We start from the raw sequence: 11,381 nt of genomic DNA, 5'->3' as shown, positions 1-11,381 counted from the left end.
GCCGCAACAAGTGCGGCCATGACGCTGAGTTTAACCCGTCACGAAGTCCACAAGCAGCTTCACGTTCAGCACCACGATCACTGCCGCGATGACACCGGCGATGGCGGTGAGCCAGCGCGGTGTGACGAGTTCACCCATCTTCCGCTTGGAGGCTGTCATTGCCACGAGCGGGACGACCGCAAAGGGCAGTTGAAGGCTCAAGATCACTTGGCTGAGGATCAACAGTTTCGCGGTGCCGCTCTCGCCATAGGCGATGGTGACGGCAGCTGCCGGGATAATGGCGATGCCACGGGTGATCAGGCGGCGCATCCAGGGCGCTATCCTGAAATTGATGAAACCTTCCATGACGATTTGCCCTGCCATGGTGGCGGTCACCGTGGAGTTGAGACCGCAGCAGAGCAGCGACAGGCCGAACAGCATCGGCGCGATGGCGCTCCCTAAGATCGGCTGCAGCAGGGTATGCGCTTCTCCGAGTTCCGCGATCTCCGTGCGTCCCGTGCTGTAGAAGGCTGCCGCCGCGAGGATCAGCAGAGAGGCGTTGATGGTGAGCGCGAACATCAGCGCGATGGTGGAATCGAGCGTTGCGAAGCGCATCGCCTCGCGTTTTTCCGGCAAAGTCTCGCCATAGGCTCGTGTCTGCACGATGCCGGAATGCAGATAGAGGTTATGTGGCATCACCGTCGCGCCAAGAATGCCGAGCGCGAGATAGAGCATGTCCGGATTGGTGACGATCTCGGTGGTGGGCGCAAAGCCGGTGATCACTGCCCCCCAATCCGGATCAGCCATGGCGATCTGGGTGCCGAAGCAGATGGCGATCACGCCGAGCAGGGTAATGATGAAGGCCTCGACCCAGCGGAAGCCGAGATTCTGCAGATAGAGGATCAGGAACACGTCCAGCGCCGTGATGATGACGCCGATCTCCAGCGGAATGCCAAAGAGAAGATTGAGACCAATCGCCGTTCCGATCACCTCGGCAAGATCCGTGGCACAGATGGCGAGTTCTGCCAAAAGCCATAAGCCCCAGGCGACGGGCCTCGGGTAGGCATCCCGGCAGGCCTGTGCGAGGTCGCGGCCGGTGGCCACCGCAAGGCGGGCGCAGAGCGATTGCAGGATGATCGCCATGATGTTCGAGATCAGGGCCACCGAGAGCAGGGCATAGCCGTATTTCGAGCCGCCCGCGATGGAGGTCGCCCAGTTGCCTGGGTCCATGTAGCCCACGGCCACGAGATAGCCCGGCCCCATGAAGGCAGCCGCCCGCCGCCAAGCGGAGCCGGGACGCACCTTGATCGAGCGATTCACTTCCGGAAGGGAGGGCAGGCTCACGTCCTGACGCCAGGCCGCTTTGCGCACGAGGGAAACAGGGGCTGACTGATCCATGGGCTCTTTCTGCAGTTGCAAATCATTTGCAAGTAAAAGGTAGCGTGAGTTTCGCAAGTAGGCAAGGGGCTGCCTCCAAAGGGATCCTGCAAGGGATTTTGCAGAGGGCCTTTGTAGAGGACCTGGCCGACCTGCCGGACGAAAGTCGGAACCGGGATGCGGGCAGGCCGCGGCTCTCCGTCTCGCCTGTTAGGGACGGTTCGGAATAAGCTGTTCCCGCGTGACAAGCGGCCTAGGTTTTGCTGTAGATTCTGACAAAACCGAACCAGAATTCGGACTTATAAGGGATGGCTATGCTCGAGAGTGTCCTCATCGCCAATCGCGGCGAGATTGCCTGCCGGATCATTCGCACCGCCAAGCGGCTGGGGATGCGCACCATCGCGGTCTATTCGGAGGCGGATGCGAATGCGCTCTTTGTGCAGATGGCGGATGAGGCGCACCTGATCGGTCCCGCGCCCGCCCGCGAAAGTTATCTAAAGATCGACAAGATCATCGAGGTCGCCAAGCGCACGAAGGCTGCCTCCATCCATCCCGGCTATGGTTTCCTCTCCGAGCGCGCTGAATTCGCCGAGGCCTGTGCCGCTAATGGCGTCGTGTTCGTCGGCCCGCCGGCCTCCGCCATCAAGGCCATGGGCCTGAAGGATGCGGCAAAAGCGCTCGTGCAGCAGGCAAACGTGCCCGTGGTGCCTGGCTATCACGGCTCGAAGCAGGATCCGGATTTCCTGCGCCAGAAGGCTTACGAGATCGGCTATCCCGTGCTCATCAAGGCTGTCGCGGGCGGCGGCGGCAAGGGGATGAAGCGCGTCGAGAAGGCAGCTGATTTCGATGCTGCTCTCGAGAGTGCCCAACGCGAGGCCTCGAGCGCCTTCGGCGATCCGCGTGTGCTGGTGGAAAAATACATTCTCTCGCCGCGCCACATCGAGATCCAGGTGTTCGCGGATGCGCACGGCAATGTGGTGCATCTCTTCGAGCGCGATTGCTCGCTCCAGCGCCGCCATCAGAAGGTGATCGAAGAAGCGCCGGCTCCCGGCATGACGCCGGAGATGCGCCAAGCCATGGGACAGGCGGCCGTCGAAGCCGCACGCGCTGTGGGTTATGTAGGCGCAGGCACGGTTGAGTTCATCGCCGACGGACGCGAGGGCCTTCGCGCCGACCGCTTCTATTTCATGGAAATGAACACGCGCCTGCAGGTGGAGCATCCGGTGACGGAAGCGATCACCGGGCTCGATCTCGTGGAACTGCAGTTTCGCGCAGCCTCCGGCGAGAAGCTGCCGTTCACTCAAGGCGATCTGACGATCAACGGCCATGCGGTCGAGGCGCGCCTTTATGCCGAAGACCCGGAGAAGGAATTCCTGCCGTCGACAGGAAAGCTCTGGGCGCTCGATTTTCCGGAGGGTGAAGGCATTCGCATCGATACCGGTGTCGAGGCCGGAGCCGAGGTGACGCCTTACTACGATCCGATGATCGCGAAGGTGATTGCGCATGGCGGAACGCGCGAAGAGGCTTTGTCGATGCTTGCGGAAGCACTCGGCCAGACGATCGTCGCAGGTCCGAAGACCAATGTCGCGTTCCTGAAGAAGCTGTGCGAAGCGCGCAAGTTCAGGGCAGGGCAGTTCGATACCGGATTTATCGATCGCAATCTGGACAGCCTCGGCGTTGTGCCGCAGCCTCTGGACGAGATTGCCGTTTCCTTCGGTGCAGCAGCCTTGGTCTCGCGGGAGATCGACCGGCTACGGATGACAGAGCATCTGAGAAATGACGAGCCTTTATCTCCCTGGTCGGAGCCGGATGGTTTCCAACTGCTCGGAACGCGCAGCGTCGGCATGCCGTTGCGTGTTGATGGTGAACGTGTCGATGCGCGTGAGATATTCAGTCCCGAACATCCTGGTGTCAGCACCGTGGCGGTGGGCGAGAGCGATCCATGGGTTGATGAGCAAGTCGACCGAGAGGTCGATGCACCGCATGGAGTCTACATCTTCAGGAAGGGTCGTCAGACACTCGTGCAGCCTTATGATCCATTCGATATCGATCTCGAACACATGGATGAGGGTGGCTCGGTGAAGGCGCCGATGCATGGCAAGCTGGTTGCCGTGTTCGTGCAACCAGGAGAGAAAGTCGAGAAGGGGCAGCGCCTTGCCATCGTCGAGGCGATGAAGATGGAGCACGTGCTCGTCGCACCCTCGGATGGCGAGGTGGCGGAGATTGCCGCCGAGCCCGGTGCGCAGGTGGCGGAAGGCGCGCGCCTCATTGTGCTGAAGGCTGAAGAGGAATAGAAGTGCGGCGCATCGCCGGATTTGCGATGCGCCGCGCGCATGGTTCAACGCTGACATGGCCCTTCATCTGATCAAACTCTGCGTAGGCTGCGAATCCATTACCGATCTCGAGGAATGGATCGAGGAGAACCGCGCGCATCATCAGCGGCTCGGTCGTGACTACGAGCAGACGCACACCACCCGTATGGTGCCTAAGCGCGTGGAAGAGCTCTTGGATGGCGGCTCTCTCTATTGGGTGATCAAGGGCCAGGTCGCTGCGCGCCAGAAACTCCTGGATGTGCGCCCCTTCACGGATGCGGACGGTATCGGGCGCTGCCGACTTGTGCTGGAGCCGAAGGTGATCCCCGTGGAGCCGCGCCCCTACAGGCCTTTCCAGGGCTGGCGCTATCTCGTCGTGAAGGATGCGCCACGCGATATCGACGGGAAAGCAGGCGATCTTGCCAAGATGCCCGAGGACATGCGACGAGAGCTGGCCGAACTCGGCTTGCTTTAACTTATGTGAATCTGGAGCGGGTTATGACGCGCCTGACCATTCTGGCAACTTCCCTGTTCGTATTGGTGGGGCCAGCCCTTGCGAAAGAGTGCCGCATCCCTGATCCGAAGCCAGGCCAGGTGATCGAGGTGCCGGAGGCATGCAAGGACGTCGTTCGCGCAAAAGGCCAGCAGGCTGATGCTCTGAAGAACGATAAAGGTGCCATCGATCTGGGTCACGGCACGACGCTGCGCATCGGCGGGCGTATAAGAGCCGAAACGAGCTGGCGACATTAGACTTTTTTGCTGGGGAACATCTTGGAACCCCGCTGCCTGGATTCGCATTGGCCTTTCAGTTCAGTTGAGTGGAGGTTCCGATGCTCCTGTCTGCATCCGAAGGCCGGCACTGGCGTTATGAAGTCTGTGAGCACGAGGACGGATATCTCGTCCAGATGCGCGATCTGATGACGGGAGAGTTGGACGACGATTTCTCCACCATCTTTCGCACTCTGCCGGTTGCTTTCGCCTATGCCGAGATGTCGGCCGCTTACGAACGTTACGCAGCTTGCGAGCTCGAGCAGATCGAGGACGAGCAGATCGAGATCGACGTGGAGGCGACCGAACGGCACTTCATCGATTTGAGCGACCGCCTGCACGATTCCGGAATCAATGGTATCGTCATCCAGGCCTGGGAGCGGGAAAGCCAGCGCGGTGCCGCGCGCCTCCTCCACTAAGCCATCGACACGAGATTTTTCAGGCCTAGGAAGCCGGTCCCTCGCAAGAAGGGCCGGCTTTCGCGTGAAATGGACCCCCGGTAATTTACAAGCGCCTTATCCCGGCCCACATCTTGGGGTGGGGATGAACACATGATGCTGCTTTATGGAATTGCGGCTGCTGCTCTTATCTGGTGGCTGCTGAAAGTCTTTTCCCGATCCGACACGGCCGCCGTGGCCAAGGCCGTGAAGATTGTCGGCGGGATTGCCGCCCTCGGCGCGGCTGTGGTGCTGGGCGCCAAGGGGCAGATTGCCACAGCCCTTTTTGTGGGTGGTCTGGGCGCTTGGCTCTTGGGCTGGGGTGGGCTTCCGCTCCCCGGATCCTGGGGGCGTTTTCAGAAAGTGTCGGGTCGCTTTTCCCGGATTCGATCCGCCATGATCGAAATGGAAATCGACCATGCCACAGGGGGAGTGGAAGGCAGTGTCCTGGCGGGTACCTTTACAGGCCGTCGCCTGTCGAGCCTTAATCCAGAGAGCCTACGCGGCCTTTACGACGAGTGCAGCGCTCTCGATCCAGAGGGCGTGCCTCTTCTAGAGGCTTATCTTGATCGCCGGTTTTCCGGCTGGCGTGAAGACGCTCAGGGCGATCGAGACACGCGGACGCGCACTCATGCGCAGTCGGGCATAATGACGAAAGATGAAGCCTACCAGATCCTGGGGCTTAAGCCGGGAGCGAGCCTCGATGAGATCAGACATGCGCATCGCACGCTGATCAAGAAACTCCATCCCGATCAGGGAGGGACGGCGTACCTCGCTGCTCGCGTAAATCAGGCGAGAGAAGTCCTGCTGGGCCGACATCGCTGATACTCCACGCGCGATCCGGTTTTGAACTGCGACGGTACAAACACACTGTACCGTCGCTGACAGTAAAACTGCGAGAGATTAAAACTTCGTCAGCCGCGAGAGGCGAAGCAGCTCATGCCGCCCTTCTTCAGCTGCTTGCAGGCCTTCTCGGCATCGCCGGATTCCTGGAAGCCGGAGAAGCGGGCACGATAGAGGGTGCCACCGTTGGAAGTCACCTTCTCGGTGAAGGGAGAGGCCTTGCCCAACACCTTGCTGAAGCGGCTGCGGGCGGAGTCCAGAATATCCTTCGCTTTCTCTTCGTCATCCGTCGCGCCGAGCTGGATCACCCAGCCTGTGACGGTCTTCTTGGCCTCAGGAGCCAGAGCCCTGGGAGCCTCCATCTTGAGGGACGCAATCTTTGTCGGCTCGGCTTGGGCCGGAGTGGCGGTCTTGGTCTCGATCTTTGCCTGCAGGGCGGCCTTTTGCGTGTCGGTGATCTGAGACGGAGCTGCTTGAGGCTGAAGGGCGGCATAAGCCTGGGCATTCAGCGGCAGCGGTTCCTGCCCCTTCTGCCAGCGGATGGAGGAGGCCGAGGATGGGGTCGTGGTGGAGCTGGCGCCTGCCGCGGAAGCTACGACGGGGCGCAGAGCGTTCAGGTCAAGCGGCTTGCGCTCGGGAGCGGCGGTGGGCACGGGAGCTGTCGTAGCCGCCGCCTGAGCGACAGGAGCCTGCGGTGTGGCAGAAGCCACCTTCACAGGAGCTGGTTCCGGAGCTTCGGCGACCTGCGTCGTCTGCGCGCCGCGCTCGACGACCGGCGGAGCAATGCGAGCACCCGCATAGGCGCGCGGCAGGTGAGCATCGATCAGGCCGGCCATCTTCTGATCGCGGGATGCGCCGGAACGGCCGCCCAGAACCACGGCGACGATGCTGCGGGTATCCGTGTTGACCGATGTCAGCAGGTTGAAGCCGGAGAGGCGGGTATAGCCGGTCTTGATGCCGTCCACGCCGGGCACCTTGCCGAGAAGCCGGTTGTGGCCGCGAATGGTGCGCTTGCCATACTGGAAGGAGCGGGTGTCGAAATAGGCGAAATATTTCGGGAAGCGGTCCTGGATCGCACGGCCCAGGATCGAGAGGTCCCGCGCCGTGGTGATGTTCGGCGGGGAATGCGGCAGGCCATGGGGATTGTGGAACTCTGAGGAATTCATGCCGAGTTCCCGGGCCCTGCGCGTCATCATGCTCGCGAACGCGTCCTCGGAGCCGGCGATGTTCTCGGCCACCACGACGGAGACGTCGTTGGCGGAGAGGGTCACCATGGCCTTGATGGCGTCTTCGACCTCGATGGTCGAGCCAGGGCGCAGGCCCAGCTTCGTCGGGGGCTGGCTTGAGGCGTATTCCGACACAGTGAGCGGAGTGTTCAGGGTCATGCGCCCGCGCTCAAGCTGTTCGAACAGCAGGTAGAGGCTCATCACTTTGGTGATAGAGGCAGGAATGCGGGGCTCGTCGATGTTTTCGCCCTGCAGGATCTTGCCGGTCTTGGCGTCCACGACGATCGAGGCCGTGGGAGGGCTGTAGCCACCCCCTCTGGAGCTCACCTTGCGGCGCGCCGCTTCAGCGGGAGCAGAAAAGGCAATGGCGGCAGAAGTGACAATACCAATAAAAGTCCAAGCAGTTCGGCGTCCTACCCAAACCGAAGTCATGCTGAAAAATCCCTGTTGAGTTTGGTCTCAAGCCTCTGCGACCGGTTCTCCAAACGGAGATTGTTGCCGGCGCAACACATCCTTTGACCGTAAGAGGATGCGGTTACGGGGGCGTTAACAGGGGGTGACTTAACGGCATGTCTTATTGTGCGCTGCACAATATCGCTTGACAATTTTTGTGCAGTGCACATAATAGGTTCCGTCACTATTCTCCGGCACTTGGTGCCATTAAACGCCTTATTGTCGAGGTTCACAATGCTTCAGCCGTATACAAACCTGCAAAAGCTTGGCCAGGAAAATCTGGAAGCTGCAATCAAGGCCGCGGGCGCCTTCTCTACGAATGCCCAGGCTATCGCCAATGAAACCGCCGAGTTCGCTCGCAAGTCCTTCGAGCACAACTCTGCCACCTTTGAGAAGCTGATCGGCGCCCAGAGCCTTGAGAAGGCGATCGAGGTGCAGACCTCCTACGCCAAGGGCGCTTACGAGAGCCTTGTCGCTCAGTCCAGCAAGATGGGTGCCCTCTACACGGCGCTCGCCACCGACACGTTCAAGCCTTTCGAGGGCCTTCTGTCCAAGACCATGAAGGCTTGAGCCCAAGCCTGACTGTCTTTCCCGGTTTTGAATGGAACGCCCGGCCGCAATGCCGGGCGTTTCGCGTTTTAAGCCTCCGAGGCTTGGCCTTGGCCGACCTCACGAGAGAGTGACGAAGATGTCGCGCTTCTCATGGCTGATATGAGCACCCATCTGGTTGATCTAGCGAACCGAATGGAGCGACTATACATTTGACTCTGGTGCTGGGGCCTGAGCGGAAAGGCGGGCTGCAGGGCAGGGGCCAATAAGAAGGGGTCGGTCGAAATATCATGCTGCGGTTAGCTCAGGACACTTTGATCCGGACGAAGCGGTTTCCACTTTCCGCTGCCGGCGGGTCACAGCCCCCTGGTGGCGACGATGATGGCCGCTCGAACACCGCCATCGTCACGAAAGTCAAACCGCGCACGAAACGGCCGAACCTTTACCGCGTTCTTCTTTTGAACGACGATTATACCCCGATGGAGTTCGTGGTGCATGTGCTGGAGCGCTTCTTCAATAAGAATCGTGAGGATGCGACCCGGATCATGCTTCATGTGCACCAGAACGGCGTCGGGGAGTGTGGAGTTTTTACCTACGAGGTTGCGGAGACCAAGGTGACCCAGGTGATGGATTTTGCCCGTAAGCACCAGCACCCTCTGCAATGCGTGATGGAAAAGAATTAGCCGAGAGACCCGTCTCATAAAGGACAAGCCGTTGCCGAGCTTTTCTCGCAGTCTTGAACAAGCCCTTCACCGAGCCCTCGCTCTCGCGGGCGAGCGCCGCCACGAATATGCAACCCTCGAACACCTCCTCCTCGCACTGATCGACGACCAGGATGCGGCCGCCGTGATGCGGGCCTGCAATGTCGATCTCGATGTCCTTCGCCGGAACCTGGTCGATTACGTTGACAGCGAGCTCGCCAACCTTGTTGCCGATGGACGCCAGGATTCCAAGCCGACGGCCGGTTTCCAGCGCGTGATCCAGCGCGCTGTGATCCATGTCCAGTCCTCGGGCCGCGACGAGGTGACCGGTGCCAACGTGCTCGTCGCGATCTTCGCCGAGCGCGAGAGCCATGCCGCCTATTTCCTGCAAGAGCAGGACATGACCCGCTACGACGCCGTGAACTATATCAGCCACGGCATCGCCAAGCGCCCGGGCCTCACCGAGAGCCGCTCGCCGCGTGGCACGGAGGAGGAATCCTCCAATGAGCGTCCGACCCAGGACGAGTCCGATACGCGCGGCAAGAAGAAGGGCGATGCGCTCGAGGCTTACTGCGTCAATCTGAACAAGAAGGCCAAGGAAGGTAAGATCGATCCGTTGATCGGCCGCGAGGCCGAGGTGCAGCGCACGATCCAAGTTCTCTGCCGCCGTCAGAAGAACAACCCGCTCCTCGTCGGCGATCCCGGCGTCGGCAAGACCGCCATCGCGGAAGGCCTTGCCCGCAAGATTGTGCAGGGCGAGGTGCCGGAAGTTCTCCAGGGCGCCACGGTCTTCGCCCTCGACATGGGCACTCTGCTCGCCGGCACCCGCTATCGCGGTGACTTCGAGGAGCGCCTGAAGCAGGTGATGAAGGAGATCGAGTCACACCCAAACGCGATCATGTTCATCGACGAGATCCACACCGTCATCGGTGCCGGTGCGACCTCCGGCGGCGCGATGGATGCCTCGAACCTGCTCAAGCCCGCGCTCGCTCAGGGCACGCTGCGCTGCATCGGCTCCACGACCTACAAGGAATACCGCCAGTATTTCGAGAAGGACCGCGCTCTCGTTCGTCGCTTCCAGAAGATCGACGTGAACGAGCCGTCGCTGCCGGATGCCATCGAGATCGTGAAGGGCCTGAAGCCGTACTTCGAGAATTTCCACAAGCTTAAGTATACCAACGAGGCCGTCAAGGCGGCGGTGGAGCTCTCCGCCCGCTACATCAACGACCGCAAGCTGCCGGACAAGGCGATCGACGTGATCGACGAGACCGGCGCGTCGCAGATGCTCCTGCCCGAAGGCCGTCGCAAGAAGACCATCGGCATCAAGGAGATCGAGGCCACCATCGCCACCATGGCGCGCATCCCGCCCAAGACCGTGTCGAAGGACGATGCGGAGGTGCTCGAGCACCTGCAGGAGACCCTGAAGCGGGTGGTCTATGGTCAGGACAAGGCCATCGAGGCCCTGTCCTCCGCCATCAAGCTCGCCCGTGCGGGCCTGCGTGATGCGGAGAAGCCCATCGGTTCCTACCTCTTCGCGGGCCCTACGGGTGTCGGCAAGACGGAGGTAGCCAAGCAGCTCGCGGCCTCGCTCGGTGTTGAGCTCCTGCGCTTCGATATGTCGGAGTACATGGAGCGACACACGGTCAGCCGGCTGATCGGCGCGCCTCCCGGCTATGTGGGCTTCGATCAGGGCGGTCTCCTGACCGATGGCGTGGACCAGCATCCGCATTGCGTGCTTCTGCTCGACGAGATCGAGAAGGCGCATCCGGATCTGTTCAACATCCTGCTCCAGGTCATGGACCACGGAAAGCTGACGGATCATAACGGCAAGCAGGTCGATTTCCGCAACGTGATCATCATCATGACCACGAATGCGGGCGCCGCCGACATGGCCCGTCCGGCCTATGGCTTCACCCGCACCAAGCGTGAGGGCGAGGACACGGAGGCGATCAACAAGCTGTTCACACCGGAATTCCGCAACCGTCTCGACGCGGTCATTTCCTTCGGCCACCTGCCGAAGGAGGTGGTGCAGAAGGTGGTCGACAAGTTCGTCATGCAGCTTGATGCGCAGCTCGCGGACCGCAACGTGTCCATCGAGCTCACCGACGAGGCCCGCGACTGGCTGGTCGAGCACGGATACGACGAGGCCATGGGCGCTCGCCCAATGGGCCGCCTGATCCAGTCCACCATCAAGACGCCGCTGGCGGATGAGGTGCTGTTCGGACGCCTGAAGAACGGCGGCGCGGTCAAGGTCGTGGTCAACACGGACGAGATCGGCCTGCAGAGCCTCGGCTTCGAGTACCTCGAGGGCCCGGTCAAGCCGAAGCCTGAAAAGGTCGTGGTGGCCGCCAAGAAGAAGCCGCGGGCGAAGTCGGCTTCCTCCAAGACGAAAAAGTCCGTGAAACCGAAGGGATCAGGTGGTAATGGGGGCGGAGGTATCCGTACTGTTCCCAAGGTTCCATTGGTTAGAGCATGACGACTGAGTTGCATGAGGCCCCGATCGAGGCCACCCGGATCATCGAGCCTCCGCCGAAGCTGTCCTGGCGCGAAAAGCGCGAGCAGCGCCGGCGGCGGCGGGTGTGGTTCGAGGAAGTCCTCGGCTGGATCCTCGTGCCCGCCATCATTTTCGGCTGCTACTGGCTGCTGAATGTGGGGCTCGCCGCGCTCGGAACGTCTCCGGCGGCCCTGATGGACGGTCTCAAGACCATCACCGATGCTCTTTAACGAGAGCAGATC

Annotated in this window: 11 protein-coding genes; 9 read left to right on the top strand and 2 right to left on the bottom strand. The window is 61.1% G+C overall.

Annotated elements, in window-relative coordinates:
• Window positions 1-30: 30 nt before the first annotated feature.
• Window positions 31-1,377: an Nramp family divalent metal transporter gene (locus AA309_RS07790; protein ID WP_047188449.1), complete on the bottom strand. Its 1,347-nt coding sequence runs from the start codon at window positions 1,375-1,377 to the stop codon at window positions 31-33.
• 293 nt (window positions 1,378-1,670) lie between these two features.
• Here AA309_RS07790 and AA309_RS07785 point away from each other — a divergent pair, with 293 nt between their 5' ends.
• The 5 genes from AA309_RS07785 to AA309_RS07765 all read left to right on the top strand — a co-directional run bounded on the left by AA309_RS07785 (window position 1,671) and on the right by AA309_RS07765 (window position 5,698).
• A complete protein-coding gene (locus tag AA309_RS07785; protein WP_047188448.1) occupies window positions 1,671-3,650 on the top strand; it encodes an acetyl/propionyl/methylcrotonyl-CoA carboxylase subunit alpha in 1,980 nt (659 codons plus the stop codon).
• Window positions 3,651-3,705: 55 nt separating this feature from the next.
• Window positions 3,706-4,143: a DUF1489 family protein gene (locus AA309_RS07780; RefSeq protein ID WP_047188447.1), complete on the top strand. Its 438-nt coding sequence runs from the start codon at window positions 3,706-3,708 to the stop codon at window positions 4,141-4,143.
• A 23-nt stretch (window positions 4,144-4,166) separates the two neighbouring features.
• Window positions 4,167-4,418 (top strand): hypothetical protein, encoded by a 252-nt coding sequence (locus AA309_RS07775; protein ID WP_047188446.1) that lies wholly within the window; start codon window positions 4,167-4,169, stop codon window positions 4,416-4,418.
• A gap of 80 nt (window positions 4,419-4,498) precedes the next feature.
• Window positions 4,499-4,855, top strand: coding sequence for a hypothetical protein (locus AA309_RS07770; RefSeq protein WP_047188445.1), 357 nt, complete (start codon window positions 4,499-4,501; stop codon window positions 4,853-4,855).
• 132 nt (window positions 4,856-4,987) lie between these two features.
• Window positions 4,988-5,698: a DnaJ domain-containing protein gene (locus tag AA309_RS07765; RefSeq protein ID WP_084730968.1), complete on the top strand. Its 711-nt coding sequence runs from the start codon at window positions 4,988-4,990 to the stop codon at window positions 5,696-5,698.
• Window positions 5,699-5,787: 89 nt separating this feature from the next.
• Here AA309_RS07765 and AA309_RS07760 read toward each other — a convergent pair whose 3' ends face one another.
• Complete coding sequence (locus AA309_RS07760; RefSeq protein WP_047188443.1) at window positions 5,788-7,374, bottom strand: D-alanyl-D-alanine carboxypeptidase; 1,587 nt, start codon at window positions 7,372-7,374, stop codon at window positions 5,788-5,790.
• Between the two features lie 255 nt (window positions 7,375-7,629).
• On the opposite strand from AA309_RS07760, the gene AA309_RS07755 reads away from it, so the two are divergent.
• From AA309_RS07755 to AA309_RS07740, 4 genes are all read left to right on the top strand, one after another.
• Window positions 7,630-7,965: a phasin family protein gene (locus AA309_RS07755; RefSeq protein ID WP_047188442.1), complete on the top strand. Its 336-nt coding sequence runs from the start codon at window positions 7,630-7,632 to the stop codon at window positions 7,963-7,965.
• Window positions 7,966-8,234: 269 nt separating this feature from the next.
• Window positions 8,235-8,627 carry an ATP-dependent Clp protease adapter ClpS gene (clpS, locus tag AA309_RS07750; protein WP_047188441.1) on the top strand — a complete coding sequence of 131 codons (393 nt, stop codon included), beginning with the start codon at window positions 8,235-8,237 and terminating at the stop codon, window positions 8,625-8,627.
• 31 nt (window positions 8,628-8,658) lie between these two features.
• Window positions 8,659-11,121, top strand: a complete 2,463-nt coding sequence (clpA, locus tag AA309_RS07745) for an ATP-dependent Clp protease ATP-binding subunit ClpA (RefSeq protein ID WP_047188440.1) — start codon at window positions 8,659-8,661, stop codon at window positions 11,119-11,121.
• A complete protein-coding gene (locus AA309_RS07740; RefSeq protein WP_047188439.1) occupies window positions 11,118-11,369 on the top strand; it encodes a hypothetical protein in 252 nt (83 codons plus the stop codon). The genes clpA and AA309_RS07740 overlap by 4 nt, the downstream gene beginning before the upstream one ends.
• Window positions 11,370-11,381 lie beyond the last annotated feature (12 nt).

This window comes from Microvirga vignae, from assembly GCF_001017175.1.
Lineage (GTDB): Bacteria > Pseudomonadota > Alphaproteobacteria > Rhizobiales > Beijerinckiaceae > Microvirga > Microvirga vignae.
The sequence above is the reverse complement of the archived record's forward strand: the minus strand, read 5'-3'. Positions and strand labels throughout refer to the sequence as shown.